The organism is Streptomyces sp. NPDC001796, assembly GCF_042892355.1.
Lineage (GTDB): Bacteria > Actinomycetota > Actinomycetes > Streptomycetales > Streptomycetaceae > Streptomyces.
The window spans coordinates 39,536-66,203 of sequence record NZ_JBIAUC010000023.1; the positions used below are offsets into that span (position 1 = coordinate 39,536).

General features: G+C 71.8%; 21 protein-coding genes, 1 pseudogene and 1 riboswitch. Of the genes and pseudogenes, 14 read left to right on the top strand and 8 right to left on the bottom strand.

From position 1 onward, the window contains the following. Positions 1–7: 7 nt before the first annotated feature. The gene (locus tag ACFYZE_RS31360; RefSeq protein WP_389001479.1) at positions 8–1,441 is read right to left on the bottom strand and encodes a trehalose-6-phosphate synthase; all 1,434 of its coding nucleotides are present in this window, start codon (positions 1,439–1,441) and stop codon (positions 8–10) included. Between the two features lie 97 nt (positions 1,442–1,538). Beyond that, positions 1,539–2,510, bottom strand: a complete 972-nt coding sequence (locus ACFYZE_RS31365) for a glucosyl-3-phosphoglycerate synthase (RefSeq protein ID WP_389001482.1) — start codon at positions 2,508–2,510, stop codon at positions 1,539–1,541. A gap of 193 nt (positions 2,511–2,703) precedes the next feature. Continuing rightward, a riboswitch (SAM riboswitch) is annotated at positions 2,704–2,847 on the top strand. Positions 2,848–2,865: 18 nt separating this feature from the next. Between ACFYZE_RS31365 and thrC the strand changes: the two genes are divergently transcribed. The 9 genes and pseudogenes from thrC (at position 2,866) to ACFYZE_RS31410 (ending at position 13,023) form a co-directional block, all read left to right on the top strand. Next, a complete protein-coding gene (thrC, locus tag ACFYZE_RS31370; protein ID WP_389001484.1) occupies positions 2,866–4,146 on the top strand; it encodes a threonine synthase in 1,281 nt (426 codons plus the stop codon). Between the two features lie 52 nt (positions 4,147–4,198). After that, positions 4,199–4,474, top strand: coding sequence for a MoaD/ThiS family protein (locus ACFYZE_RS31375; protein ID WP_389001487.1), 276 nt, complete (start codon positions 4,199–4,201; stop codon positions 4,472–4,474). Between the two features lie 450 nt (positions 4,475–4,924). Continuing rightward, entirely contained in the window at positions 4,925–5,128 is a 204-nt protein-coding gene (locus tag ACFYZE_RS31380; protein WP_004986573.1) for a cold-shock protein, read from the top strand. A 376-nt stretch (positions 5,129–5,504) separates the two neighbouring features. Next, positions 5,505–7,130 (top strand): chaperonin GroEL, encoded by a 1,626-nt coding sequence (gene groL, locus ACFYZE_RS31385; protein WP_389001490.1) that lies wholly within the window; start codon positions 5,505–5,507, stop codon positions 7,128–7,130. A gap of 211 nt (positions 7,131–7,341) precedes the next feature. Next, positions 7,342–8,466 carry an NADH:flavin oxidoreductase gene (locus tag ACFYZE_RS31390; protein ID WP_389001493.1) on the top strand — a complete coding sequence of 375 codons (1,125 nt, stop codon included), beginning with the start codon at positions 7,342–7,344 and terminating at the stop codon, positions 8,464–8,466. Positions 8,467–8,625: 159 nt separating this feature from the next. Continuing rightward, positions 8,626–9,354, top strand: a pseudogene (locus ACFYZE_RS31395) (MFS transporter); the annotation flags it as partial. A 134-nt stretch (positions 9,355–9,488) separates the two neighbouring features. After that, complete coding sequence (locus ACFYZE_RS31400; protein WP_389001495.1) at positions 9,489–11,042, top strand: carboxylesterase/lipase family protein; 1,554 nt, start codon at positions 9,489–9,491, stop codon at positions 11,040–11,042. 87 nt (positions 11,043–11,129) lie between these two features. Next, positions 11,130–12,272 carry an aromatic acid exporter family protein gene (locus ACFYZE_RS31405; protein ID WP_389001497.1) on the top strand — a complete coding sequence of 381 codons (1,143 nt, stop codon included), beginning with the start codon at positions 11,130–11,132 and terminating at the stop codon, positions 12,270–12,272. 85 nt (positions 12,273–12,357) lie between these two features. Then, positions 12,358–13,023 carry a DedA family protein gene (locus ACFYZE_RS31410; RefSeq protein WP_389001500.1) on the top strand — a complete coding sequence of 222 codons (666 nt, stop codon included), beginning with the start codon at positions 12,358–12,360 and terminating at the stop codon, positions 13,021–13,023. 312 nt (positions 13,024–13,335) lie between these two features. On the opposite strand, the gene ACFYZE_RS31415 is transcribed toward ACFYZE_RS31410, so the two are convergent. The 3 genes from ACFYZE_RS31415 to ACFYZE_RS31425 all read right to left on the bottom strand — a co-directional run bounded on the left by ACFYZE_RS31415 (position 13,336) and on the right by ACFYZE_RS31425 (position 16,711). Then, the gene (locus tag ACFYZE_RS31415; RefSeq protein ID WP_389001646.1) at positions 13,336–14,661 is read right to left on the bottom strand and encodes a PTS transporter subunit EIIC; all 1,326 of its coding nucleotides are present in this window, start codon (positions 14,659–14,661) and stop codon (positions 13,336–13,338) included. Between the two features lie 123 nt (positions 14,662–14,784). Continuing rightward, complete coding sequence (gene murQ / locus ACFYZE_RS31420) at positions 14,785–15,720, bottom strand: N-acetylmuramic acid 6-phosphate etherase (RefSeq protein WP_389001502.1); 936 nt, start codon at positions 15,718–15,720, stop codon at positions 14,785–14,787. Positions 15,721–15,772: 52 nt separating this feature from the next. Continuing rightward, on the bottom strand, positions 15,773–16,711 hold the full coding sequence (locus tag ACFYZE_RS31425) for a MurR/RpiR family transcriptional regulator (RefSeq protein ID WP_389001504.1): 939 nt from the start codon (positions 16,709–16,711) through the stop codon (positions 15,773–15,775). 55 nt (positions 16,712–16,766) lie between these two features. Here ACFYZE_RS31425 and ACFYZE_RS31430 point away from each other — a divergent pair, with 55 nt between their 5' ends. Both ACFYZE_RS31430 and ACFYZE_RS31435 read left to right on the top strand, forming a co-directional pair. Further along, positions 16,767–17,150, top strand: coding sequence for a hypothetical protein (locus ACFYZE_RS31430; RefSeq protein ID WP_389001506.1), 384 nt, complete (start codon positions 16,767–16,769; stop codon positions 17,148–17,150). Next, the gene (locus tag ACFYZE_RS31435; RefSeq protein WP_389001508.1) at positions 17,147–17,467 is read left to right on the top strand and encodes a DUF4031 domain-containing protein; all 321 of its coding nucleotides are present in this window, start codon (positions 17,147–17,149) and stop codon (positions 17,465–17,467) included. The genes ACFYZE_RS31430 and ACFYZE_RS31435 overlap by 4 nt, the downstream gene beginning before the upstream one ends. Here the strand turns inward: ACFYZE_RS31435 and ACFYZE_RS31440 are convergent. After that, the gene (locus ACFYZE_RS31440) at positions 17,415–18,482 is read right to left on the bottom strand and encodes a GNAT family N-acetyltransferase (RefSeq protein ID WP_389001511.1); all 1,068 of its coding nucleotides are present in this window, start codon (positions 18,480–18,482) and stop codon (positions 17,415–17,417) included. The genes ACFYZE_RS31435 and ACFYZE_RS31440 overlap by 53 nt on opposite strands. Positions 18,483–18,507: 25 nt before the next feature. Continuing rightward, positions 18,508–19,155, bottom strand: a complete 648-nt coding sequence (locus ACFYZE_RS31445; protein ID WP_389001514.1) for a hypothetical protein — start codon at positions 19,153–19,155, stop codon at positions 18,508–18,510. Between the two features lie 46 nt (positions 19,156–19,201). Between ACFYZE_RS31445 and ACFYZE_RS31450 the strand changes: the two genes are divergently transcribed. From ACFYZE_RS31450 to ACFYZE_RS31460, 3 genes are all read left to right on the top strand, one after another. Then, on the top strand, positions 19,202–19,879 hold the full coding sequence (locus ACFYZE_RS31450) for a maleylpyruvate isomerase family mycothiol-dependent enzyme (protein ID WP_389001517.1): 678 nt from the start codon (positions 19,202–19,204) through the stop codon (positions 19,877–19,879). 105 nt (positions 19,880–19,984) lie between these two features. Continuing rightward, complete coding sequence (locus ACFYZE_RS31455) at positions 19,985–20,695, top strand: copper homeostasis protein CutC (protein ID WP_389001520.1); 711 nt, start codon at positions 19,985–19,987, stop codon at positions 20,693–20,695. Positions 20,696–20,930: 235 nt separating this feature from the next. After that, positions 20,931–24,281 (top strand): choice-of-anchor D domain-containing protein, encoded by a 3,351-nt coding sequence (locus ACFYZE_RS31460; protein WP_389001523.1) that lies wholly within the window; start codon positions 20,931–20,933, stop codon positions 24,279–24,281. A 72-nt stretch (positions 24,282–24,353) separates the two neighbouring features. Here ACFYZE_RS31460 and ACFYZE_RS31465 read toward each other — a convergent pair whose 3' ends face one another. Next, on the bottom strand, positions 24,354–26,345 hold the full coding sequence (locus ACFYZE_RS31465; RefSeq protein WP_389001649.1) for a HelD family protein: 1,992 nt from the start codon (positions 26,343–26,345) through the stop codon (positions 24,354–24,356). Positions 26,346–26,668 lie beyond the last annotated feature (323 nt).

The window sequence follows — 26,668 nt, forward strand, 5'->3', positions numbered from 1 at the left end:
TAGACCCTCAAACCTCCAGCGCAGCCAACTGATCCAGGAACCAGCGGGCCGGCGGAAGCGCCGTGGCCTGCGCAGCGAGCCGCTTCGAGCGCTCCGCCCGCTCACCCGCCGGCATCGACAACGCCTCGTGCAAGGCCTCCGCCGTCCCCCGGATGTCGTACGGATTGACCGTCACCGCGTCCTCGCCCAGCTCCTCGTACGCCCCTGCCTCCCGCGACAGCACCAGCGCGCACCCCTGGTCCGACAGCACCGGAACCTCCTTGGCGACGAGGTTCATGCCGTCCCGGATGGGGTTCACCAGGGCCACGTCGGCGAGCCGGTACGCGGCGAGAGAGCGCGCGAAGTCGTCCTTGACGTGCATCTCGACCGGGGTCCAGCCCGGCGTCCCGTACCTTTCGTTGATCTCCGCGGCCACCCGCTGGACCTCCGCCGTGTACTCCCGGTAGACGGCCAGGTCCTGGCGGGACGGGTACGCGAACGCCACGTGGACCACCCGTTCGCGCCACTCCGGACGGGACTCCAGCAGCTCCTCGTACGCCAGCAGACCCCGCACGATGTTCTTGGACAGCTCCGTCCGGTCCACCCGCACGATCACCTTGCGGGGGCGGCCGTCGGGGCCGGTGCCGATCTGCTCCCGCAGGATCGCCATCCGTTCGTCCACATCCGGCCGGTGCGCCCGCTCGCGCAGGAAGTCCGCGTCCGCGCCCAGGCCGTGCACGCCGATCCGGGTGTTCCCCAGCCCGCCGACGAGCGCCTCGCAGCACCCGGCGAAGGCGTCCGCCCACCGCTGGGTGAGGAAGCCGAGCCGGTCGGCGCCCAGCATGCCGCGCAGCACCTGACCGGCGATGTCGTCCGGAAGCATCCGGAAGTAGTCCACCGGTGCCCACGGCGTGTGCGAGAAGTGACCGATCCGCAGGTCCGGCCGCAACTGCCGCAGCATCCCAGGGACCAGCGTCAGGTGGTAGTCCTGCACCGCGACCGCCGCCCCCTCGGCCGCCTCCTCGGCCAGCGCCTCGGCGAACGCGCGGTTGTAGGCCTCGTACGACGTCCACGCGTGCCGGAACTCCCTGCCGAAGACGGGCTCGAGCGGCGTCTGGTACAGCATGTGGTGGACGAACCACAGCACCGAGTTCGCGATGCCGTTGTACGCCTCGGAGAACACCGTCGCGTCGATGTCGAGCATCCGGACCCGCCGGCCGCCGGTGTGGGCCGGATCCAGTGCGCCACCCGTGCGGCGTACGGCCTCGCGGTCGCCGTCGTTCAGGGCCGCGCACACCCAGACCGCGTCCGCGTCGGAGCCGATCGCCGACAGGCCGGACACCAGGCCGCCTCCGCCACGTTTGGCGGTGAGCTGCCCGGAGTCGTCCAGCGCGTACGAGACGGGGCCGCGGTTGGAGGCGACGAGGATGCGGGCGCCGTGCGCATGCTGCGTGGAAGCCATGCCACGAAACCTAGCCCGCGCCGAAAACGCTCAAACGTACGGTTCGGCCGTATGCGGAGCCGTGTCCGTCACGTCCGGGCGTCCGGCTGCACACGGTTCAGGCCACCTTTCGTTCCATGTACTCCGCGATCTCCGCCATCGGCGGCCTCTCCTCCGTGTCCACCCAGTAGGTCCGGGGCTCGAAGCCGTCCGCCCCCCGTTCGAACTGCGTGAGGGCCGGGCGGACCAGATGGCCGCGGGCCAGGCGGAGCTGGGCCGTACGGTAGATCGCGGCGGCCATGCGGCCGAGCGCCTGCCCGTCCTGGTGGCGGTGCTTGCGCACGCCGACGTCGACCTGGGCCAGCGCGTCCAGGCCCACCAGGTGCAGCGCGTCCACCAGCATGCCGAGCTCGACGCCGTACCCGACCGGGAAGGGAAGCCGTTCCAGCAGGGAACGGCGGGCCGCGTACTCGCCGCCGAGCGGCTGGACGAACCCGGCGAGCTGCGGCCAGTGCATGTTGAGCAGCGGGCGGGCCACCAGTTCCGTGACGCGGCCGCCCTGTCCGGCCGTCCTGCCGGAGGCGAGCGAATCGAACTCAGTGCCGAGCGGCCGGTCGTACATCGCCTTCACCAGGTCCACGTCCGGGTCGGTGAGCAGCGGGCCCACGATCCCGGTCACGAAGTCCGAGGAGAACTCCCTCAGGTCCGCGTCGACGAAGCAGACGATGTCCCCGCCGGTGACGAGCAGGGAGCGCCACAGCACCTCGCCCTTGCCGGGCACGGCCGGTATGCGCGGCAGGATCGTGTCGCGGTGCACCACTCTCGCGCCGGCCGCGGCGGCGACCTGGGACGTGCGGTCGGTGGAGCCGGAGTCGACGACGACGATCTCGTCGACCAGCGGGACCTGCCGCACGAGGTCGTGGCGGATGACGGAGACGATCTCGCCGACCGTCTCCTCCTCGTTGAGCGCGGGCAGCACGACGCTGACCGAGGAGCCCGAGGCTCGCTTCGCGGCCATGATCTGGTGGAGCGGGCGGTCGGTGACGGACCAGGAGCGGGTGCTCAGCCAGCGCTCGACTTCTTCCAGCACAGTCTGCGGCTCCTCACGTTCGTACGGGGTGGGGGGTGAGTCGGGGACGGTCGAATGTCTCTCTTGTGATCCATCTCGCGGTTCGGACGACTATCTCAACTCTCCCGGCCGTCGGTTACAGTCTTGAACAGCGCCGGTGACCATCGCATGTCGGGGTCCGCCTCGGTCCGTCGTCGGCGAAACAACCACATACAGCTCATCCAGAGGGGCAGAGGGACACGGCCCGGTGAAGCCCCGGCAACCCTCCAGTCGGCTCTCGTCTTCGCAGGCGGGGCTCCCGGCTAGGGAAGGTGCCAATTCCGTCTCACGGCGAGATGCGTCGTGAGGAAGATGAGGAGAAAGGGCCTCGCCTGACATGGCTGTGCAGACAGTTGCAAGCACCACCGACTCCGTGAACCTCGGCCCCGCCGCGGCCCTGTCCTGCCGCGAGTGCGGCCACCGCGTGCCGCTCGGTCCGGTCTTCGCCTGTGAGGAGTGTTTCGGCCCGCTGGAGGTCGCCTACGACTTCTCCGGCTACGACACCGAGGAGCTGCGGAAGCGTATCGAGGCGGGCCCCGCGAACATCTGGCGCTATGCGCCGCTGCTGCCGGTCCCGGCGGACGTCGCCGACAAGCCGAACCTCAACCCGGGCTGGACCAAGCTCGTCAAGGCCGACAACCTGGCGCGCGAGCTGGGCGTCACCGGCGGGTTGTATGTGAAGGACGACTCCGGTAACCCGACGCACTCCTTCAAGGACCGCGTGGTCGCCCAGGCACTCGAGGCGGCGCGCGTCTTCGGCTTCACCACCCTGTCCTGCTCCTCCACCGGTAACCTCGCGGGCGCGGTCGGCGCCGCTGCGGCCCGTGCCGGCTTCCGCTCCTGCGTGTTCATCCCGCACGACCTGGAGCAGGGCAAGGTCGTCATGGCCGCGATCTACGGCGGCGAGCTCGTCGGCATCGAGGGCAACTACGACGACGTGAACCGCTTCTGCTCCGAGCTGATCGGCGACCCGGCGGGCGAGGGCTGGGGCTTCGTCAACGTCAACCTGCGGCCGTACTACGCGGAGGGTTCCAAGACCCTGGCGTACGAGATCGCGGAGCAGCTCGGCTGGGAGCTGCCGGACCAGATCGTGGTGCCGATCGCCTCCGGCTCGCAGCTGACGAAGATCGACAAGGGTCTGCAGGAGCTGATCAAGCTCGGGCTCGTCGAGGACAAGCCGTACAAGATCTTCGGTGCGCAGGCCGAGGGCTGCTCGCCGGTGTCGGTGGCGTACAAGGCGGGCCACGACGTGGTGCGGCCGCAGAAGCCGAACACCATCGCCAAGTCGCTGGCGATCGGCAACCCGGCCGACGGCCCGTACGTCCTGGACATCGCCCGCCGCACGGGCGGCGCCGTGGAGGACGTGACGGACGAGCAGATCGTGGACGCCATCAAGCTGCTGGCGCGCACCGAGGGCATCTTCGCCGAGACGGCGGGCGGCGTGACCGTCGGTGTCACGCGCAAGCTGATCGAGAACGGCGTCCTCGACCCGGCGAAGACGACGGTCGTCCTCAACACCGGGGACGGTCTGAAGACGCTGGACGCGGTGGCCGACACGGGGCTGACCGTGACGATCCGTCCTACCCTCGAGTCCTTCCGCGAGGCCGGTCTCGTCTGACCTCCTCCCGCCACAACCCAGCAGCCGTACCCCGACCGGAGGTCATCCCCCCATGAGCGTCAACGTCCGCATCCCCACCATCCTGCGCACCTACACGGGCGGCCGGGCCGAGGTCACCGCCGAGGGCGCGACCCTCGCCGAGGTCATCGCCGATCTGGAGAAGAACCACACCGGCATCGCCGCACGCGTCCTGGACGACCAGGGCAAGCTGCGCCGCTTCGTCAACGTCTACGTGAACGACGACGACGTCCGCTTCGAGCAGGGCCTTCAGACCGCCACCCCGGACGGCGCGGGCGTCTCCATCATCCCCGCGGTCGCGGGCGGCTGACGGTCCCTCGAACGCAGGATCCTTACCCTCGGTAACGCAGGTAACCGAGAGTTCATCGAATTGCCCTCTCCGTGAGAGAAACGGAGGGGGCAATTCTGCATGGTTGAGCGCGGTAGAGTTGGGGAACGGCGCTCCCGGGCTCCCCTTCCGGATCCGCGATCACCTGCCGCGTGCCCGACAAGAAGCAGCCAAAGTGTGCAGGGTTTTTGCGCCATTCATTCCCTTTGCCCGGCCCGACTTGCCCTGAATTCGGGTGAATTCTCCGTATATTCCCGACCGGTCGGACCCCGAATTCTCGTCCGATTGACCTGTTGCAGACGGCAGTTGGACAGATACATTCAGCCGCGGTCGACGCGTTCCGGCGCACGCCCCCAACCGTTGGGGGGTGAGGTCTGACCCGGATCCGCGAAGTGTGGATCTGTGCAAGGGCCAGTAATAGGGGAGTTAGGCATGGCTCAGGGCACCGTCAAGTGGTTCAACGCGGAGAAGGGGTACGGCTTCATCGCGGTCGACGGTGGTGCGGACGTCTTCGTCCACTACAGCGCGATCCAGATGGACGGCTACCGCACCCTTGAAGAGGGCCAGCGGGTCGAGTTCGAGATCTCGCAGGGTCAGAAGGGCCCGCAGGCGGACATGGTCCGCGTGACCGCCTGATACAACGCGCCGACGACTGAACTGTTCGACGTGTCGAGGGGCCCGCATCCCGTCCGGGATGCGGGCCCCTCGGTCGTGTCCGGGGTACGGGCCCTCGGCCGTGTCCGGTCACGGCTTCTCCAGGGGGCGCGCGGCAGCGTCCACCTGCGGATCATGCTCCCGAGTTCACCTTCCGATACCCCGGAGCGGCTTGCACTCGGCAGGGGCGAGTGCTAATCATTGGCGTTAGCACTCTGAAGGTGAGAGTGACAACAGAAGGACCGGGTCGGTGAGGCCGCGGGCCGGGTGGGGCAAGGAACCTCCGGCCGGGGCCGTCCGTCGCGGGCGCGGGCGCGGTCCGAAGTAATCACCCCCAGTCCTGGAGGGACCACTTCACATGGCCAAGATCATCGCGTTCGACGAGGAGGCGCGGCGCGGCCTCGAGCGCGGCATGAACCAGCTCGCGGACGCCGTCAAGGTGACCCTCGGCCCCAAGGGCCGCAACGTCGTCCTCGAGAAGAAGTGGGGCGCCCCCACGATCACCAACGACGGTGTCTCCATCGCCAAGGAGATCGAGCTCGAGGACCCGTACGAGAAGATCGGCGCCGAGCTGGTCAAGGAAGTCGCCAAGAAGACGGACGACGTCGCCGGTGACGGTACGACCACGGCGACCGTGCTCGCCCAGGCGCTGGTCCGCGAGGGTCTGCGCAACGTGGCCGCCGGTGCGAACCCGATGGCCCTGAAGCGCGGCATCGAGAAGGCCGTCGAGGCCGTCTCCGCCTCGCTGCTCGAGCAGGCCAAGGACGTCGAGACCAAGGAGCAGATCGCCTCCACGGCCTCCATCTCCGCCGCCGACACCCAGATCGGCGAGCTGATCGCCGAGGCCATGGACAAGGTCGGCAAGGAAGGCGTCATCACCGTCGAGGAGTCGCAGACCTTCGGTCTCGAGCTGGAGCTCACCGAGGGCATGCGCTTCGACAAGGGCTACATCTCGGCGTACTTCGCCACCGACATGGAGCGTATGGAGGCCGTCCTCGACGACCCGTACATCCTGATCGCCAACTCCAAGATCTCCTCGGTCAAGGACCTGCTCCCGCTGCTGGAGAAGGTCATGCAGTCCGGCAAGCCGCTGCTGATCATCGCCGAGGACGTCGAGGGCGAGGCCCTGTCGACCCTGGTCGTCAACAAGATCCGCGGCACCTTCAAGTCCGTCGCCGTCAAGGCCCCGGGCTTCGGTGACCGCCGCAAGGCCATGCTCGGCGACATCGCCATCCTCACGGGCGGCGAGGTCATCTCCGAGGAGGTCGGCCTCAAGCTGGAGAACGCGACCCTGGACCTCCTGGGCCGCGCCCGCAAGGTCGTCATCACCAAGGACGAGACCACCATCGTCGACGGCGCCGGCTCCGCCGACCAGGTCTCGGGCCGCGTCAACCAGATCCGCGCCGAGATCGAGAACAGCGACTCCGACTACGACCGCGAGAAGCTGCAGGAGCGTCTGGCGAAGCTGGCCGGCGGCGTGGCCGTCATCAAGGCCGGTGCCGCGACCGAGGTGGAGCTCAAGGAGCGCAAGCACCGCATCGAGGACGCCGTCCGCAACGCGAAGGCGGCCGTCGAGGAGGGCATCGTCGCCGGTGGTGGCGTGGCTCTGGTCCAGGCGGCGCAGACCTCCTTCGAGAAGCTGGACCTCGAGGGCGACGAGGCCGTCGGCGCCGAGATCGTCCGCAAGGCCCTGACCGCCCCGCTGACCCAGATCGCCGTCAACGCCGGCCTCGAGGGCGGCGTCGTGGTGGAGAAGGTCCGCAACCTCACCCCGGGCCACGGCCTGAACGCCGCGACCGGTGAGTACGTGGACATGATCGCCGAGGGCATCATCGACCCGGCGAAGGTGACCCGTTCCGCGCTGCAGAACGCCGCCTCCATCGCCGCGCTGTTCCTCACCACCGAGGCCGTCATCGCCGACAAGCCGGAGAAGGCCGCCGCGCCCGCCGGTGGCGGCATGCCGGGCGGTGACATGGACTTCTGATCCTTCCGAGGATCGGTACCAGTCCTTCCGTACGAGGGCGGCACTCCCTGTCTGTGGCAGGGGGTGCCGCCCTCGGGCGTGTCCGGGATCACTCGGGTGCCCCGACCGGCCGGGAATGTGGGGCAGCGCATAGGCGGTTGCTTCAGAAGCTGCAACAATGCGCGCGCACATACCAGTCGGTTAACACAGCGATCCCCGAGGAGCCCCTCCCGTGACCGTCACCACGCCCGCCTCCCGCGCGGCCCAGATCCTGTCCCGCCCGATCGCGCTGGGTGGCCTCACCGTCCCGAACCGGATCGTGATGGCGCCGATGACCCGCATGTTCTCCCCGGGCGGCATTCCCGGTGAGGACGTGCGCTCCTACTACGCCCGCCGCGCCGCCGCCGGCGTCGGGCTGATCGTCACCGAGGGCACCTACGTCGGCCACGAGTCGGCCGGCCAGAGCGACCGCGTCCCGCGCTTCCACGGCGAGGAGCAGCTCGCGGGCTGGGCCAAGGTCGCCGAGGACGTGCACGCCGCCGGTGGCACGATCGTCCCGCAGCTCTGGCACATCGGCATGGTCCGCAAGCAGGGCGAGCCCCCCTTCGCGGACGCGCCCGCCGTCGGACCGTCCGGCCTCGTCACCGCCGGCGCCGAGCCGACCGGCAAGGCGATGACCCAGCAGGACCTGGACGACGTCATCGACGCTTTCGCCCAGGCCGCCGCGGACGCCGAGCGCATCGGCTTCGACGGCGTGGAGATCCACGGCGCCCACGGCTACCTCGTCGACCAGTTCCTTTGGGCGGGCACCAACCGCCGCACGGACGCGTACGGCGGCGACCCGGTGGCCCGCACCAAGTTCGCGGCCGAGATCGTCGCGGCGGTCCGCGAGCGGGTGTCCCCCGACTTCCCGGTGCTCTTCCGCTACTCGCAGTGGAAGCAGCAGGACTACACCGCCCGGCTCGCCGAGAGCCCCGAGGAGCTGGAGGCGATCCTCACGCCGCTCGCCGCGGCGGGTGTGGACGCCTTCCACGCCTCCACGCGCCGCTACTGGCTGCCCGAGTTCGAGGGCTCGGACCTCAACCTCGCCGGCTGGACGAAGAAGCTCACCGGCAAGCCGACGATCACGGTGGGTTCGGTGGGCCTGGACGGCGACTTCCTCCGCGCGTTCCAGGGCGAGGGCGCCCCGGTCAAGACCCTCGACAACCTTCTGGACCGACTGGAGTCGGAGGAGTTCGACCTGGTGGCGGTGGGTCGGGCGCTGCTCCAGGACCCGGAGTGGGCGAAGAAGGTCCTCCAGGGCCGCTTCGACGAGCTGGGCGCGTATGACGCGGCGGCGCTGAAGACCCTGCACTGACGAACGGGGAGTACGGACGGCCCCTCGCCCTTCGGGGCGGGGGGCCGTCCTCATGGGCGGTCGCTGCGTGGGGGGTTCGGCGGGAATTCGCTTGCTTAAGTCAATCAATGGGCATAAGGTTGCCTAAGTCAAGCAGACCCCATGCCCGACGGAGGCAGCTTCTTCGAGCTGCGCGTCGCGGAGCCGCTGGTGGACCTGCGCACCACCGCCCGCCGCCAGGTGCTGGTGACGAACCTCGCCTCCATCGCGATCGGCTTCGCGATGTTCGCGATGTCGCTGGTCCTGCCCCAGCTCCTGCAGCTGCCCACGGCGACCGGCTACGGCCTCGGCAAGTCCCTGCTCACCGCAGGCCTGGTCATGGCGCCGTCCGGCCTGGTGATGATGGCCGTGGCACCGATCTCCGCTGCCGTCTCCAAGGCCCGGGGGCCGAAGACGACCCTGATGATCGGCGCCCTGATCGTGGCCGCCGGCTACGTGCTGAACATCGTGCTGATGGACCAGGTCTGGCACTTCGTCCTGGTCTCCTGCGTCATCGGCGCCGGCATCGGCTTCACCTACGGCTCCGTGCCCGCGCTGATCATGGGCGCCGTGCCCGCGTCCGAGACCGGTGCCGCCAACAGCCTCAACACGCTGATGCGGTCCATCGGCACCTCCACCGCGAGCGCGGTCGCCGGCGTGATTCTCGCCAACATGACCAAGACCCTGGGGCCCGTCACCCTGCCCTCCCAGGACGGCTTCCGTACCGTCCTGGCCATCGGGGCCGGTGCCGCGCTCCTCGCCTTCGCCGTCGCCTCCTTCATTCCGCGCCGGCGTCCGGCCGCCGGGCAGACGCCGCCCGCGGTGGAGGGTCCGGCCGGGCACGCGGAGGTCTCCGAGGCCAAGGCGTAAAGTCCGACTGATCGTCAGGTCGGGCGGTCGCGGTCCCGCTGGTGCGGGCGGCGGCCGCCCGGCCGCCCGTGCACCAGGTGTTCCACCGGCACCCGGAAGAGGGGCCGTACCGGCGACAAGTTGGAGGTCACACGATGACGACAGCCGAATCCCGTACGCCGAGCACCGACGACGAGACCGGGCCCGTGGTGCGCACCGCGACCGGCGCGGTGCGCGGGCGCAGGGAGGACGGGCTCGCGGTGTTCCGCGGCATACCGTTCGCCGAGCCGCCGGTGGGGGAGGAGCGCTTCCGGGCGCCCCGCCCGGTACGGGCCTGGGAGGGCACACGGGAGGCGTACGCGTTCGGGCCGCCGCCCCCGCAGGAGACGGCCTTCATGGGCCGTACCGGCGTCCTGGACGCGTCCTTCGGCGACGACTGGCTGACCGTCAACGTCTGGACGCCCGATCCGGATCCGGCCTCCCGCCGTCCCGTGATGGTGTGGATCTACGGCGGCGCCTACAAGCTCGGCCACGCGGGCAGCCCCGGCTACGACGCCCGGCACATCGCCCGCGACGGCGACCTCGTCGTCGTCACCTTCAACTACCGCGTGGGCATCGAGGGCTTCGCCCGCCTCGAGGGCGCCCCCGCCAACCGCGGGCTGCTGGACCAGGTCGCGGCCCTGGAGTGGGTGCGGGACAACATCGAGGCCTTCGGCGGCGACCCGGAGCAGGTCACCGTCTTCGGCGAGTCGGCGGGCGCCGGCTCGGTCGCCGCGCTGCTGGCCATGCCCCGCGCGGCCGGGCTTTTCCGGCGGGCGATCGCCCAGAGCGTGCCGTGCACCTACTTCTCCGACGAACTGGCCCGCGGCCTCGCGACCGCCATCGCCGCGGAGGCGGGCCTGCGCCCCACGGCCGCCGACCTGTCGGCCGTGGACCCGCGCCGCCTGACCGACGCGGGCCACGCGCTGAGCGCGAAGATGCTCCAGCACCAGGACCGCTGGGGACAGGTCGCACCCACGGTGACCCCCTTCTCACCGGTCGTCGACGGCGAGGTGCTGCCCACCACACCCTGGCGGGCGCTGGCGGGCGGCGCGGGCCGGGACGTCGAGCTGATCACCGGGCACAACCGGGAGGAGTACCAGCTCTTCCTGATCCTCGGCGGCATGCTCGGCCGGATCACCGACGAGCAGGTGACAGGAGCGTTGCGCCTGTTCGCCCCGGGTCCGGACGGCGAGGCCGCCTACCGCGCCGCGTTCCCCGACGCCACGCCCGACGAGCTGTACGAACGGATCCAGTCCGACTGGCTCTTCCGCATGCCCACCCTGCACCTGGCCGAGGCGCAGGTGGCCGGGGGCGGCCGGGCGTACGCGTACGAACTGACCTGGCCCGCCCCGGGCAACGGAGGCGTCCTGCGCGCCTGCCACGGTCTCGACGTCCCGCTGCTGTTCGGCACGTTCACGGCGGACCTCGGCTCCCTGCTGTTCGCGGACGCGGGGCCCGGCCCGGAGGCCGAGGCGCTGGCCTCCCGCTTCCGCGCGGCCTGGACGACGTTCGCGAGGACGGGCGACCCGGGCTGGCCGGCGTACGACACCGAGCGCCGGCTGGTGCAGGTGCTGGACGTGGAGCCGACGGTCACGGCGTATCCGGAGGAGGCGTCGCGGCGCATCTGGGAGGGCTACGAGTTCCCGGCGCTGCCGCTGCTGCGCTGAGCCGGTACCCGCTCCGGGAACCGGCCACCGCAGGTCACCTGCGGCCGAAGGGGCATTCATCGCGTGCCCCGTGGCACCTGGTGTGCCATGAGAGGGAAGCGTACGGCGATCCAGCCGGTGTGGCACTGGCTGCAGACGGCCGGCCAGGCGGTGCTGCGGGCCTGCGAGGGACCGGGCCGGGAGCGGGACATCGTCGTCCAGGCGCTGAAGGCGGCGCTGGCCGCCTGGGTGGCCTGGGCCGTGGCGGGCTGGTGGCTGAAGGCCCCGGTGGCCTTCGTGGCGCCCTGGGTGGCGGTCGTCCTGGTGGAGTCGACCGTGTACCGGTCGATCGCGCACGGGCTGCAGCAGCTCGCGGCGATCGCCACCGGCACGGTCGTGGCCACGGCGGCGGCCCTGCTGCTGCACAGCGCGATGACCGCCATGGCGCTGGTGCTGCCCACGGTGGTGCTGCTGGGCCACTGGCAGCGCCTGGGCAGCCAGGGCATCTACGCGGCCACCGGCGCCCTGTTCGTCCTGACCAACGGGCAGGTCACCGTCGCCACTTCGGCCGCCCGGATCGCCGAGGCGGTCTTCGGTGCGCTGGTCGGGATCATCGTCAACGCGTTGATCCGGCCCCCGGTGTATCTGCGCGACAGCCGTGCGGCCCTCCAGGACGCCGCCGGGGAGGCCCACGACATCCTCGAGGCGGTGGCCGACGGGATGGCCGAGGACCGGTGGGACGCCGACGAGGCCGCCACCTGGCACGAGCGCGCGCTGCGCCTGGAACGCCTGGTGGACCAGGCCCGCTCCGCGATCGGCTGGAGCCGGGAGAGCATGCGCGTCAACCTCCGCCGCTCGCGCGCCCACTCCGTACCGGGCAAGGACTACGACGACGCGGTCGTGGTCCTGGACTACGCCGCCGTGCACACCGCCGGTGTCACCCGGGCGGTCCTGGAGGCCGCGTCCGAGGACCGCCCGGTGGCCCGGCCGGGCCCCTCCGCCGCCCGCCGCTACGCGGACTTCCTGCACCGGACCGCGCAGGCGCTCCAGCTCTACTGCCAGAGCCGCTTCGGCAGCCGGGACGACCACGAGCTGCGGGAAGCCGTGCGGACCCTGCGCGACACGCACGAAGAACTGCGCCGGCACCTGTCCCGCTCGGTACCGGACGACCCCGGCCAGGTCGCCACCTACGGCACCCTGCTGACCCAGGCGCGCCGCCTGGTGGACCAGCTCGTCGCCACGGAGCCGTGACGACCGCCGGCCCGGGACGCGCGGGCGTGCAGGACCATGGAATCCGGTGCCGACAGCTCATGCCCAGCCGCACGGGAGACCGCCGATGACACAGCCCCCGCTTCCCGGAGTCCTGGCGGACGTCGCCCCGGTCCTGGACCACTGGGGCTACCTGGCGGTCGCCGGCCTGGTGTTCATCGAGGACTTCGGCGTGCCCGTGCCCGGCGAGACGGTCCTGATCGTCGCCGCCGTCTACGCGGGCGCCGGCCGGCTGAACATCGTCCTGGTGGCGGTCATCGCCTTCTGCGCCGCGGTGCTCGGCGACAACGTCGGCTACGCCATCGGCCGCTTCGGCGGCCACCGGCTCGTCGAGCGCTACGGCCGTTACGTGCTGCTCACGCCGGCCCGCGTCGAGAAGGCGGAAGGCTTCTTCACCCGGCACGGCGGCAAGGTGGTCACCGTCGCCAGGTTCGTCGAGGGCCTGCGCCAGGCGAACGGGATCATCGCCGGGATGGCCGGAATGCCCTGGCGCCGTTTCCTGGTCTTCAACGCTCTGGGCGCGGCCCTGTGGGTCGGCGCCTGGGTCACGTTCGGCGGCCTGGCCGGCGCCCACCTGGACACGCTGTATCCGGCGATCCAGCGCTACGAGCTGTACGTGCTGATCGCCATGGCCGTGCTGATCCTGATCCTCGGCGCCCGCCACCTGCACCACCGCCGCCGCAGCGACGCGGCCCGGCAGCCGGGAGCCGGAGGACAAGACGGACGGCGGTGAGCCGGCCGTGCCGGCGGCAGCGGCTGGGGCGGGAGCTTGTCTGTCAGGCGGCCCGAACGCGGCTTCTTCCGGGCCTCCGGCACGGTCGAGGAACTCGCGCAGCGGCGCGACGCCGACCAGGTCTCTGCCCGGAACACGAGCTTCGGGCCGTGGGGGCACGGGACTCACGGGTGCCGTGAACCGGTGCTCGGGCGCGCCGTCGACGCCCACCGGGTGCCCGCGCGGAGTGCGACAGTTTCCCGAGAACTGTTGCACTCCGCGCACCGCACACCCGGAGCAGCCCGCGAGTGGTCGCGCCTCGCATGTGACGGGCTACGCCCGCCGCGCGAAGCCGAACGCGTACGTCGTCAAGAAACCCACCAGATAGCCGGTCAGGAGTCCGCCCCCGTAGATCGCCGCCGTCACCCCAGGGCCCCTGTTTCCCGCCAGCAGCGGGAACAGCGCCCACCCGGACGGTCCGATCGCCGTCGCGCCCACCCTGTAGCCGAGCATCGCGAAGCCGCCGACGAAGGCTCCGCCCGCCGCACCGCCGACGCACGCCGTGAGGAACGGGCGGCCGAGCGGTAGCGAGACCCCGTAGATCAGGGGCTCGCCCACGCCCAGCAGGCCCGCCGGGAGGGCGGACTTGATCGTCGTACGGAGGGACAGGTCGTGGCGGAGGCGGACGTAGACCGCCAGGGCCGCGCCCACCTGGCCCGCGCCCGCCATCGCCAGGAGGGGGAGCAGGACTGTGGAGCCCTGCTGTTCGATGAGGGTGGTGTGGATCGGGATCAGGGCCTGGTGCAGACCCAGCATCACCAGAGGGAGGAACAGGCCGCCGAGGACCAGGCCCGCTGCCGCGCCCGTCGTCGACAGGAGCCAGTTCGCCGCCGTGCCGATGGCGCTCGCCGCCGCTCCGGCCGCGTACATCAGGACGTAGAGCGTCACCAGGCCGGGGACCAGGACCGTGAGCGTCGGGGTCAGCAGGACGTCCAGGGTGGCCGGGACCCAGGTGCGGCACCACTTCTCGACGCACGTCGCGAGGAGCGCGGCGGCCAGGGCGCCCAGCACCCCGCCCTGGCCGGGGGCGAGGGCCGTCCCGAGCACGGTGACCTTGGCGACCCCCGGGTAGACCACGACTGCGGCCACCGCGCCGCCCAGCACCGGCGTGCCGCCGAACTCCTTCGCGGTGTTGTGGCCCACGAAGACCGCGATCAGAGCCATGAAGGCGGAGGCGAGGGCGGTGAGGGCGGGGGTGAGGGACGGCAGCAGGCGCAGGTTGAGGAGCAGGCCCGTCACGCCCGCGATGACGCCGCAGCCGATGAGAGCGGGGATCAGCGGCACGAAGACGTTCGCCACGCGGCGCAGGAGGATCTTGCCGGGGGTGGCGTTGCGCTGTCGCCGGGCCTCCTCCAACGCGGCGCCCCGGGCAGCCGGTTCATCGGCGCTCGCGCGGACGAGGGCCTCGAACTCCGCTGTGACCTGGGCGGCCTTTCCCGGCCCGAGCACGATCTGGTACGTGTCGTCGTCCACCACTCCCAGCACCTCGGGCAGCCCGCGCAAGGCGTCCTCGTCGACGAGGGAGCGGTCGGCCAGGCCCAGCCGCAGTCGGGTCATGCAGTGGGCGACGGAGGTGACGTTCTCGGGGCCGCCGACCATGGGGAGCAGCGCGGCGGCGGTGGCGGCGTGTGAGGTACTGGGCACGGGTCGAGGGTGCGGCGCCTGGGAGCGCCGAGGTGGGCGCCGCGCGGAAACCTCCGCCGCTCTCCACCGAAAGGTGGCTCAGCCGGCCGACTTCTCCAGTGCCGCGCGCAGATGTCCTCCGCTCTGAGCGAGGAGACGTTTCGCCGTCGGGCCGTCCACGCCGCCCAGGATGGTGAGGATCGCGTTCTTGACCTCGCCGCCCGTGGCCGCGAGGGCACGCTCGATCTCCTCGTCCGTCGCGCCGGTCGCCAGCGCCACGATGCGGTGGGAGCGGGCGCGCAGCTTGTCGTTGGACGCACGGACGTCCACCATCAGGTTCCCGTAGGTCTTGCCGAGGCGGATCATCGTGATCGTCGAGAGCATGTTGAGGACCAGCTTCTGCGCCGTGCCCGCCTTCAACCGGGTCGAGCCGGTCAGCAGTTCCGGGCCGACCACGATCTCGATGCCGTGGTCGGCGGCGGCCGCGAGCGCGCTGTCCGCGTTGCAGGACAGGCCGACCGTCAGCGCGCCCCGCGCCCGCGCGTGCTCCACCGCGCCGACCGCGTAGGGCGTGCGCCCGGACGCCGAGACGCCGACCACCGTGTCACGCTCCGTCAGCTCCAGCGCGTCGAGATCCTGCGCCGCCAGCTCCCTGGAGTCCTCCGCGCCTTCGACCGACGTCACCATGGCACCCGCGCCGCCCGCGATCAGGCCCACGACCTGGGATGGGTCCGTGTCGAAGGTCGGCGGGCACTCGGACGCGTCCAGGACGCCGAGCCGCCCGGCGGTCCCCGCGCCCGCGTAGACGAGCCGGCCGCCGCGGCCCATCCGCTCGGCGATGGCGTCGATCGCGGCGGCGATCTGCGGCAGCCGCGCGGCGACCGCGGCGGGCACGGTCGCGTCCTCGCCGTTCATCAGCTTCGCGATCTCCAGCGTCGGCAGCCGGTCGATCTCGGCCAGCTCGGGACGGAACGCCTCGGTGGTCAGCGTCTCCAGCTCGGCGCGGAGATCGCGGGGGTGGGACGAGGAGGTCATGAGGGTGACTCGTTTCCGGTGCGGCACTGCTCTGGGAGGAGGACGGAAGGGCCTAGCGCTTCGTTCCGCCCCGTGGGCGGTGACGGTGCGCCAACGCCTCGTACGAGGCGGCCAGCGCCGGCGCCGCCGTCTCGTACGTCCGTTGCGCCACTCCCACGAACAGGCAGTCGACCACGAGGAGTTGGCTGGTGCGCGACGACATCGCGGCCGGGCGCAGCTCGCTCTCGCGGGCCGTGGACGTGGTCAGGACGTGGTCGGCGTACTGCGACACCGGGCCGTCGGGGCGGCCGGTGATCGCGACGGTGGTCGCGCCGTGCTCGAAGGCGACGCGCAGCGGTTCGATGACGTCGCCGGTGGAGCCGGAGTGCGTGATGGCGATCGCCACGTCCTTGGCGCGCAGCTGCACGGCGTTGGTGACGGCGAGGTGCGGGTCGCTGTGCGCGTGGGCTATGAGGCCTATCCGCAGCAGCTTCTGCACCAGGTCCTGGGCGACGAGCCCGGAGGCGCCTATGCCGTAGACGTCGATGCGGCGGGCGGCGGCGAGTGCGGCGACGGCGGCGCCGAGCTGCACGGTGTCGAGTCCGGCCGCCGTGTCGGCGAGGGTCTGCTGTTCGTCGTGGGCGAGCTTGGCGACGACGTCGGCGATGGGGTCGTCGACCGCGATGTCCGCGGTGACGGACGGGGCGCGGCCCGACTGCTGTTGGGCGGCGAGGCCGGCGAGGGCGAGCCGCAGGTCCCGGTAGCCGGGGTAGCCGAGCAGGCGGGCGGTGCGGACGACGGTGGCCTCGCTGGTGCCGGTCAGTTCGGCGAGCCCGGTGACCGTGAGCGCCGCGCAGCCGGCCGGGTCCCCGGCGACGGCCTCGGCGACGCGCTGCATGGACCGGGTCATGGACGGTGCGAGGGTGCGCACCTTGGCGGCGAGGGCGGCGGGGGCGGGTGGCACCCCCGGGCCCACCGGCCCTGCGAAAATTTCCTTCACATTGCGGCTCACATCTGAAAGCTATTTTCGATTCGGCCGTCCGGTCAAGAGTGCGCACAATAGGGGCATGGACCCCATCAGCCCCCTGGAGCAAGCCCTGCACGCGGCGCGCGCCCTGGTGCTCGCCGACCTGGTCACGGGCGAGGTCGCCCAGGCGGACGTGGTTTCACTCGTCGAGGACTCCGTGTCCCAGCGGCGATGGTGGGTCGAGCAGTGGCCGGACGGCGCCGACTACGTGGCGGGCCTGGTCGCGCAGGACGTCCAGGACGCGCTCCTGGAGCGGTACGGCCGCTGGCCGCTGTGCCCGGTCTGCGGCTCCGGTGACCCGCACGCCCTCGACGTCGAGCCGGAACTCGGGCCGAACCCGCACTGGGTGTGTTCAAAAGCCGGTGTGAAGGTCGCGGCGGTGGGCTCGCTCGGGAGGGCGACGGGCGGGATGACGTCCTCGTGACGGTCTACATCGACCCTCCCGCCTGGCCTGGGCACGGCCGTCTGTGGTCGCATCTGATCAGCGACGTCTCGTACGACGAACTCCACGCGTTCGCCGGGAAGCTGGACGTGCCGCGCCGCGCCTTCGAACGCGACCACTACGACATCCCCTCGCACCGGTACGCGGACGTCGTGGCCGCCGGAGCGGTGGAGGTCTCCAGCCGCGAGGTGGTGCGGCTGCTGCACGCGTCCGGACTGCGCCGGCGCAAGGGCCGCGAGCAGGGGCTCAGCGGTGCAGCGCGTACGCGTACGTCTGCTCGTCCTCACTCACCCGGGTGAACCCGGCCCGGGTGACAACGCCCTGCGACGGGACGTTGGCCCGCTCGACGGTGGCGAACAGCGTGCCGACATCGTCACTGGCCAGGGCCCACGCGGCGAGGGAGCGCAGCGCCTCGGTCGCGTAGCCGTGGCCGCGGGCGCCCTCCACCAGGTCGTAGCCGACCTCCGCGCGTCCCTCCTCGTCCGGGGCTCCGTGGAAGCCCATGCTCCCGACCGCACGCCCGTCCTGACTCCGCACGAGCACGAAGACGCCCCACTCCGGCCGGTGCACCCCGGCCTCGTACGCCTTCACGAGCATCCCGGCGGCTTCCCGTGTGCCCTCGAAGGGCTCGCCGTCGAGCCACTCGAAGCCTCCGGTGCCGCCCATGCGCAGATCGGTGGCGGCCGCCGGGGTGACGCCCTGAAGGGTGAGACGCTCGGTGGGGATGACCAGGTTGTTGCTCCAGCGCCACTCGGTGACGGGCTCACGCCCGGGCAGATCGCCACGGCCCGTGGCCCACAGGAGCGTCGGCCAGGGCTCGGGGCCCGGCCGCACATGCGGGAAGAGGCGCATGAGCAGGTCCTCGCACAGCTCGGCGGGCGGGGCGTAGGCGAGCCCGAGGCCCTCGGCGATGTCGTGCGTGTGCAGCACTACCTCGGCGATGCCCATCGCCGCGAACCCCTCGCGGTCCGCGCTGCGGAACGGGCACGGGTGGAAGGCGCGCACCTCGCGGGGCGTGCTGGCGACGGTGGCGGCGAGCAGCGCGCCCGTCGTCCCGATCACCTGCAGCAGGCCGGAGTTGTCGGTGCCCTCGTCGAGGGTGATCTCGAAGGGGACGTACTCGTCCTGCGCGCGCCCCGCCAACTGCCCGGCGTACGCGATGAGGCCCTCGGCGACGTGGAACGCCGTCAGGCGGCAACTCCAGGTGAGCCGCCCCGCCTTCACCCCGTCCCAGTCCCGGTCCGCCACCGTCCGCAGCAGTGCCACGGCCCCCGCGACGGCTTCCGTCACCCGTTGCCCGCCCATGCTCCGCATGCGGGGCAGCGTACGGGCGCGACGCTCATCGGATCGACAGCATTTCCAGCTCGGAGGTGATGTTGTAACGGGCCGTCGCCTCCCACTTCTCCCGCCCGTACGCGGTGCGGAACAGCCGTGGCAGATCGAGGAGTCGGCGCAGGACGGCCGTGCGGCCCTCGCCGAACGCCTCGCTGGGCACGAAGTGGTACTCCTCGCGGACGGCCGCGGTGTAGGCGGCGTACGCCGACGGGGGCGAGGCGAGGATCGCGAGGTCCGCGTCGCACAGGACCTGGCCGTTGAGGTCGTCGTCGGCGGGGTCGTGGGTGACGGTGAGGCGCACCAGACGGGCGACCTCGGCGGTCCTCTCCCCGGACACCCCCGCCTCCGGCAGCGCGCGCTCGGCCAGACGCGCCGAGCGCTCCTCGTTCTCCGACCGCTCCGGCAGGTACACCGCGTCGTGGAACCAGGCCGCGAGGCGCACCGCGTCCGGGTCGTCCGCGTACTGCTCGAGGACGTCGACACGGTCGAGGACCGCTGCCAGGTGCTCCACCGTGTGGTACCGGCGCTGCGGCTCCGACCAGCGGCGCAGCAGGTTGTCGGCGTAGGGCGCGGGGTCGGGCCGCTCCGCACCGCCCCGCACCGTGAGCAGGGTGCGCCGCCAGCTCTCACGCAACGCGTCGAGGTCGGTCATGGGGGCATTCTCCCCTGTTCGCCGGTGGGCACCTAGCGTGGGGCGCATGACGAATGCAGACCTGCACGACGACGTACTAGACCCCGAACTGCCCGGCCTGCTGCTGGCCACCGAGCGCGACGCGCTGATCCCGCTGCTGCGCTCCCGTCCGGACGCGGACTTCGCGCTGCCGACCGCCGCGTGTCCGGGGTGGACCGTGCGGCACGTCCTCGCGCACTGTTCGGCCGCCCTGACGCGGGTGGTGGAGAGCCGTTTCGAGAAGGGCGTGTTCAGCCCCGAGTCGAACGACCGCGACATCGCCGAGCGCGCCGGCTGGACCAACGCCCAGGTCGTCGACGAACTGGAGCGCGGCATGACAGGGGCGGGCGCCGCGATCGCGAAGGCGGGCGGGGTGCTCGACATGGTCGCGCTCGGGGAGTGGGTGCACGGCGGGGACGTGCGGGAGGCGTTCGGGGAGCCGGGGGCGTACGCCGGCGACGGGCTGCAGTACGCGCTCACCCTGCTCGCCCGCGTGTCCCGGGAGAAGGGGCACGTCCCGCTCCACGCGGACCTCGACGACCTCGACGAGCCCCTGCTCCTGGGCGACGCGAACGGGGAGCACCCGCCCGCCCGGTTCATCGGCGAGGCGTCCACGCTGGTGCGGCTCTACTCCGGCCGCCCGCTGGGCGGGGCGCGGTACGAGCTGGCGGGGGTCGAGGAGAGGGAGCTGAACCTCTTCGGCTGAGGACGCCGACCGGTGCCCTTCTCGCGGCACCCGTGGCCGTCGTCGTACCCTTGGATTGGACTAGACCTGTAGCCGCTCCACGGGAACACCGACGGAAGGGGTCCTATGAGCACGCGTGCAGTCCTGGAGGTGATCGCCCTCGACGTCGAGGACGCGGTCGCCGCCCAGGCCGGAGGCGCGGACCGCCTCGAGCTGGTCACCGACATGGCCTCCGACGGGCTCACTCCGCCCGTCGCGGCCTTCGCCGGGATCCGCGCCGCCGTGGACATCTCCCTGCGTGTGATGCTCCGCCTCGGGGACGGGTTCGCGGCCGGTGACGTCGAGGCGCTCGTACGGGCCGCACGGGAGCTGCGTGCCGCCGGCGCCGAGGAGTTCGTGCTCGGGTTCCTCGGGGAGGACGGCGGGCCCGACCTCGACGCCGTGGAGCGGCTGGCCGGGGAACTGGACGGCTGCCGCTGGACCTTCCACCGCGCGATCGACCGCGCCGCCGACCGCGACGCCCTGCGCAAGCAGCTCGCCGAGGTGCCCGGCCTGGACACCTACCTCACGGCGGGCTCGCCGGGCGGCGTGGACGACGGCCTGCCCACCCTCCTCACCGAGGCCGCCCGGCGCGGCGAGCCCGGCTACACCCAGCGCCTCATGGCCGGCGGCGGCCTCCGCCTGGACCACGTCCCCCGGCTGCGCGCGGCGGGCGTGGACGCCTTCCACATCGGCGCGGCGGCCCGAACGGACGGCTGGACGACACCGGTGTCGGCGGAGGCGGTACGCGTCTGGCGCGGGGCGCTCGACGGCCGGGGTCCCGTTTCCCGGGCGTGACACCCGTGCGGCTGCGTCGCGGATCCGCGCGTGATGCACGCGGCGGGACCGCGTGCATCAGAGCCACGACCGCAGGCACGGAAAGTCCACAACCGTAGGCACGGATGCCGGTTTGTGATTGGATGCGCGGACTGTGCCCGTGCGCCGCGGCCTCCCATGTGAACCGTGGAGGCCGCCGTGACGCGGGAGGAGGGCCTGGGGAGGCCTTCGCGGACGGGGACTCAGGGGGGTTTCCTTGGCGATTTCACGCGGCGATGTGGCGGAGGGCGCCACCGGACACGTATACGGACGCAGAGACACCGGTCGGCGCTTCCTGGCGCTCGCCGTAACGGCCGCGGTGACCGCGGTGACCGCGGGCCTGATCGGGCTGGGCGTCCCACAGGCGCAGGCGAGCGAGACGACCGGCTCGGTGGACACCCTCCGGACCGGCTGGGACCCGAATGAACCGAACCTCGGCCCCTCCGACGTCCGCTCCTCTTCCTTCGGGCAGCTCTGGAAGGCTCCCGCGCAGCTCGACGGGCAGATATACGCCCAGCCGATCGTCATCGGGGGCACAGTGGTGGCGGTCACCGAGAACAACAAGGCCTACGGACTCGACCGCGCCACAGGAGCCGTGCTGTGGCAGCGCAGCTTCGGGCCCGCATGGCCCGCGTCCACCCTCAACTGCGGGGATCTCGTGCCGAGCATCGGCAGCACCGCGACGCCGGTCTACGACCCGGCCAGTGGGACCGTCTATCTGACCACCAAGGTCGACGACGGTTCCAGTGCCCTGAGCCCCCACTGGTACATGCACGCGCTCGACCCTGTCACCGGGGCGGAGAAGCCCGGCTTCCCCGTGACGATCCAGGGCGCCCCGTCCAACGACCCCACCCAGTCGTTCCTGCCCGCGTACCAGATGCAGCGTCCGGGCCTGCTGCTCCTCGACGGAGTGGTGTACGCGGCGTTCGGCGGACACTGCGACGCCAAGCCCTATCGCGGTTACGTGGTCGGCGTCAGCACCGCCAACCCCTCGGTGACCTCGATGTGGGCGACGGAGACCGGCGCCGGCATCAGCGGGGCCGGCGTCTGGCAGGCCGGCGGGGGACTCGTCTCGGACGGTCCCGGCCGGATCTTCCTCGCCACCGGCAACGGCGTCAGCCCGGCGCCCGGCCCCGGCAGCGCCCCGCCCGGCACGCTCGCGGAGTCCGTGGTCCGGCTGCAGGTGCAGGCCGACCGGAGTCTGAAGACCGCCGACTTCTTCAGCCCGTCCAACGCACCGACCCTGGACCAGCAGGACAAGGACCTGGGCTCCGGCGGGCCGGTCGGCCTGCCGGACGGCTTCGGCACCGCCTCCCACCCGCATCTGATGGTGGAGCAGGGCAAGGACGGCCGGGTGTTCCTGCTGGACCGCGACGACCTCGGCGGCAGGTCGCAGGGCGCCGGCGGGACCGACGACGTGGTGGGGGTCACCGGTCCGCTCAAGGGCCAGTGGGGCCACCCCGCGGTCTGGGGCGGTGACGGGGGTTATGTCTACTGCGTCGGCAACGGTGGCTCACTGGTGGCGCTGCACCGCGGCCTGACGGGCTCGGGCGACCCCGCGCTGACCGTCGCCGGGTCCAGCCAGGACGCCTTCCCCTACACCAGCGGATCGCCCGTGGTGACCTCCGACGGAACACGCTCGGGCAGCGCCCTGGTGTGGGTGGTCTGGTCGGGCGGACCGACCGGCGTCAACGCGCAGCTGCGCGCGTACGACCCGGTTCCCGACCCGAACGGCGTCCTGCCACTGGTCTGGTCCGCGCCGATCGGCACCGCGTCGAAGTTCGCCACCCCCGCGACCGACGGCGGGCAGGTCTTCGTCGGCACCCGGGAGGGGAAGGTCTATGCCTTCGGCAACCCGGTGGGCAGCCCCCTCAAGGGCGGCCCGGTCGAATTCGGGCTCGTGCCGGTGGGCGGCTCCGCGAGCACCGACGTGGTCCTGACGGAGAACCAGAACCCTTCCCGGTCCCTCGGCATCAAGGGCGTCACCGTCGACGGCCCGTTCACCGCGGACACCTCGTCGCTGCCGCCGACGATCCCTGCGGGCGGGCAGCTGCGAATACCCGTCTCCTTCAAGCCCACCGCGGTCCTGGGCGCCGGCGGAACCCTCACCGTGGCCACCGACGCAGGCAGTTTCGCACTGAGCCTGCACGGCGTCGGCACCAAGCCCGGTCTGGCCGCGTTCCCGGGCGCGGTGTCCTTCGACAACCAGCCGACGGGGACCACGGCCACCGCCAGCGTCCAGCTGACGAACACGGGCACCGACCCCGAGACCATCACCTCCGTCACCCCGCCCGACGGACCGTTCACGGCCGCCGGCCTGCCGAGCACCGACCCGGCGAACCCGACGGTGATCCCGGCCCAGAGCTCGATCGTCCTGCAGGTCGGGTACGCGCCCACGGCCACCGGCCAGAACTCCTCGTCGATCACACTGAGCAGCACCAGCGGTCCGCTCACCCTCCCGGTCCGGGGCAGCGCGATCAGCGGTCAGGGCCACCTGGTGTTCAATCCGACGGCCCTCTCGTTCGGCGCGGTGGTCCGCGGCACGTCGAGCACCCGGACCTTCACCATCACCAACACCGGGAACATCCCGGTCACCGTCACCAAGGCGAAGGCCCCGGCAGGTGTGTTCAGCAGTGCCGACCCGCTCCCCGAGGGCCTGGTCATCGGTCCGGAGCAGAGTGTCCGGCAGACGGTCACCTTCGCCCCGACGGTGAGCGGCAGCCAGTCGGCCACGTACGAGGTCACCGGCGACGGCGGGCAGGGGGCACAGCTGGAGCCGCTCACCGGCACAGGGGTGCCCCCGGCTTCACAGCTGGGCACCGTGCTGGCACGGGACTACTCCGGCACCCTGTGGCAGTACCACGGCACCGGTGTGCCCTCCGGGACACTCGCCGCCCGGACCGCCATAGGAACCGGCTGGAACACCTACAACCTCATCACCAGTGTCAGCGGTGAGATGGCGGACGGCACCGGAACCGCCGTAGGCCGTGACAGCAAGGGCACGCTGTGGTTCTACCAGGGCACCGGCGACCCGAAGGCGCCCTTCGCGCCCCGGAAGCAGGTCGGCTCGGGCTGGAACATCTACAGCTCCGTCGTCGGCGCCCGTGACGTGACCGGGGACGGCAGGGCCGACCTGGTCGCCCGCGACGGCCGGGGCGGTCTGTGGCTCTACCGCGGCACCGGCAACGCCTCGGCGCCCTTCCTGGCCCGCACCTTCGTCGGTTACGGCTGGAACATCTACAACTCCGTCGTCGGCACCGGTGACCTGACGGGGGACGGGAAGGCCGACCTGGTCGCCCGCGACGGCCAGGGCGGCCTGTGGCTGTACCAGGGCACCGGCAACCCGAACGCGCCTTTCGCGCCCCGGAAGCAGATCGGTTACGGCTGGAACATCTACAACTCCGTCGTCGGCACCGCTGACCTGACCGGGGACGGCAGGGCCGACCTGGTCGCCCGCGACGGCCGGGGCGGTCTGTGGCTCTACCGCGGCACCGGCAACGCCTCGGCGCCCTTCCTGGCCCGCACCTCCGTCGGTTACGGCTGGAACATCTACAACTCGCTCATCTGACCAGGGCGCAGGCGTGGCACCGCGCGAGGTGCCACGCCTGCCCCCCGTGGAGTCCGGTGGTGGCGGCAGGCCCTAGCCGAGCTGCGGTGGCAGCGGCGCCGCATGCGTGACGATCAGGCCCGAGACCGCTCGGGTGAGGGCGACGTACAGGCGGCGCAGGCCCGTGCGTTCGTCGGGTTCGCCGTCGACGACGGCCTGCGGTTCGTCGAGTACGACGTAGTCGTACTCGAGACCCTTGGCGAGTGAGGCCGGGACCAGGGTCAGACGGGTCTCGCGGGTGGTCTCCTCACCGGGGGCCAGGTACGGGACGCCCGCCGCCGTCAGGGCCTCGGCCAGAGCGGGGATGCGGGCGTCGGCGGCGATGAGACCCGTCGATCCCTCGTTGCGCAGCAACTCCGCGCAGGCGGTGACCACTTCGGTGGCCTCCTTGACCGAGCGGACCTCGAAGAAGCCGGGGTTCTCGCGGACCGAGGCGACCGGTGTCAGGTCCGGCGCGATGTGCGGCAGCAGCCGGGAGGCGTACGTGATCACGTCCGTCGGCACACGGAAACCCGCCGTCAGCTCCTCGATCACCGCCTCCGGCTTCCCGAGGTGGGACAGCGCCTCCCGCCAACTCCGCGTCGCCCAGGGCGTGGTGCCCTGGGCCAGGTCGCCGAGCACGGTCGCCGAACCGGTGGTGCAGCGCCGGCCGACCGCCCGGTACTGCATCGGGGAGAGGTCCTGCGCCTCGTCCAGCACCACGTGCCCGAGCGAGTGCGTGCGCTGCACCAGGTCGGTGGCCTCGTCGATCAGCACGGCGTCCGCGGGCGACCACTTGGCGGACTTGACCGACCTGACCGGCTTCGACCAGAGGATCTCCTTCTGCTCGTCCGCGTCGAGGACCCCCTCCGCGTGCTCGGCGAGGAAGTCGGCGTCGGTGAGCAGCCGCAGGACCAGCTTGGCGGGGTCGACCGGCGGCCAGATCGCCTTCACCGCCGCCTTGACGGCCGCGTTGCGGGCCACGGCGTCCTGCACCCGGTCGTCCGGTGCCTCCCCCGAGCGCTCCATCTGGACGAGCACGGCGTGCGCGATCCGCTGCGGCAGGGCGTCGCGGGCGGCGCCGTACCGGATGTCCCGGTCCAGCAACTCGCGGACGATCTCCTCCAGTTCGTACGCCGGTACCCGCCACCGCCGCGAGCCCCGCACCACCACGACGGGCTCGGTGGGCATCGTCACGTGCGAACGGACGGCCCGGCGCAGGACCTCCGCCATGCGCGCGTCGCCCTTGATCACGGCGGCGGCCGCGGTGTCCGTTCCGCGCACCTCGACGTGCGCGACCAGGTCGTCGACCGTCGCCTGCCGGACCTCCAGTTCCCCGAGTGCGGGCAGCACCTGTTCGATGTAGTGCAGGAAGGACTTGTTCGGGCCGATGACGAGCGTCCCGGTGCGCGCCAGGCGCTCGCGGTGGGCGTAGAGGAGGTAGGCGACGCGGTGCAGACCGACGGCGGTCTTGCCGGTGCCGGGTCCACCCTGGACGCACACGGTCCCGGACAGTCCGGCTCGTACGATCTCGTCCTGCTCGGGCTGGATGGTGGCCACGATGTCGCGCATCGGGCCGACGCGCGGGCGCTCGATCTCCTGCTGGAGCAGTTTGCTGGTGGTGGCGGCCTCGGCGGGGTCGGAGAGGTGTTCGTCCTCGTACGCGGTGAGGTCCCCGCCGGTGTAGCCGAAGCGGCGGCGCAGCCCGACGTCCATCGGGTCCTTCTTGGAGGCCCGGTAGAACGGCTGGGAGACGGGGGCGCGCCAGTCGATGACCATGGGGTCGCCATCGGCGTCGTGCACGTGCCGGCGCCCGATGTGCAGTGTTTGATAAGCAGCCTCCGGCTGCGGGCGCTCGCCCTCCGCCCCCTCCGCCTGGTCGGCGCCGGGGGCGTGGAGGTAGTCGAGGCGGCCGAAGAAGAGCGGGGTGTGGCTGAGGTCGGCCAGGGCCTTGATGCGTTCCTCGATCTGGTGGGCGAGGACCTCCGCGTTGACCCAGTTCGCGGTGACGTCGCGGATGTCGAGGTTCTCCACGTCCTCGCGCATGGCCCGCAGGGCGGCCCGGGAGGCGGCGAGGTGGGCGCGCTCGCGGGAGAGGGGGTCGGTGTCGGTGTCGGACGAGGTGGTCGGGGTGGTCGGGGTGGACACGGAAAGGTGCCTCCGGGGCGTGGCAAGGAGCCGGGCGGTACGCGGGCACGCGCGCGCGTACCGGCGGCCGGCCGCTGCGGTGACGGGTGGCGGTTCTGCCGTCCGGTTTCCGTCCGGACGACGGCTCTCCGTGAAGGGAGGCGGGCAAGAGAGGGGATTCTAGGTGACGGTCGGATACGGGGGCCAACGGTTTTTCCGCCGCGCCGGGCGCCGTCTCAGGG

Excerpts from the sequence above, each read along its gene's own strand:
- ACFYZE_RS31450 (WP_389001517.1), top strand. The coding sequence starts at position 19,202 with ATGACGAATGCAGACCTGCACGACGACGTACTAGACCCCGAACTGCCC.
- thrC (WP_389001484.1), top strand. The coding sequence starts at position 2,866 with ATGGCTGTGCAGACAGTTGCAAGCACCACCGACTCCGTGAACCTCGGC.
- ACFYZE_RS31415 (WP_389001646.1), bottom strand. The coding sequence starts at position 14,661 with ATGGTCGGCGGCCCCGAGAACGTCACCTCCGTCGCCCACTGCATGACC.
- ACFYZE_RS31380 (WP_004986573.1), top strand. The coding sequence starts at position 4,925 with ATGGCTCAGGGCACCGTCAAGTGGTTCAACGCGGAGAAGGGGTACGGC.
- ACFYZE_RS31375 (WP_389001487.1), top strand. The coding sequence starts at position 4,199 with ATGAGCGTCAACGTCCGCATCCCCACCATCCTGCGCACCTACACGGGC.
- ACFYZE_RS31440 (WP_389001511.1), bottom strand. The coding sequence starts at position 18,482 with ATGCGGAGCATGGGCGGGCAACGGGTGACGGAAGCCGTCGCGGGGGCC.
- ACFYZE_RS31430 (WP_389001506.1), top strand. The coding sequence starts at position 16,767 with ATGGACCCCATCAGCCCCCTGGAGCAAGCCCTGCACGCGGCGCGCGCC.
- ACFYZE_RS31465 (WP_389001649.1), bottom strand. The coding sequence starts at position 26,345 with ATGCGCGAGGACGTGGAGAACCTCGACATCCGCGACGTCACCGCGAAC.
- ACFYZE_RS31455 (WP_389001520.1), top strand. The coding sequence starts at position 19,985 with ATGAGCACGCGTGCAGTCCTGGAGGTGATCGCCCTCGACGTCGAGGAC.
- ACFYZE_RS31400 (WP_389001495.1), top strand. The coding sequence starts at position 9,489 with ATGACGACAGCCGAATCCCGTACGCCGAGCACCGACGACGAGACCGGG.
- groL (WP_389001490.1), top strand. The coding sequence starts at position 5,505 with ATGGCCAAGATCATCGCGTTCGACGAGGAGGCGCGGCGCGGCCTCGAG.
- ACFYZE_RS31360 (WP_389001479.1), bottom strand. The coding sequence starts at position 1,441 with ATGGCTTCCACGCAGCATGCGCACGGCGCCCGCATCCTCGTCGCCTCC.
- murQ (WP_389001502.1), bottom strand. The coding sequence starts at position 15,720 with ATGACCTCCTCGTCCCACCCCCGCGATCTCCGCGCCGAGCTGGAGACG.
- ACFYZE_RS31445 (WP_389001514.1), bottom strand. The coding sequence starts at position 19,155 with ATGACCGACCTCGACGCGTTGCGTGAGAGCTGGCGGCGCACCCTGCTC.
- ACFYZE_RS31405 (WP_389001497.1), top strand. The coding sequence starts at position 11,130 with ATGAGAGGGAAGCGTACGGCGATCCAGCCGGTGTGGCACTGGCTGCAG.
- ACFYZE_RS31410 (WP_389001500.1), top strand. The coding sequence starts at position 12,358 with ATGACACAGCCCCCGCTTCCCGGAGTCCTGGCGGACGTCGCCCCGGTC.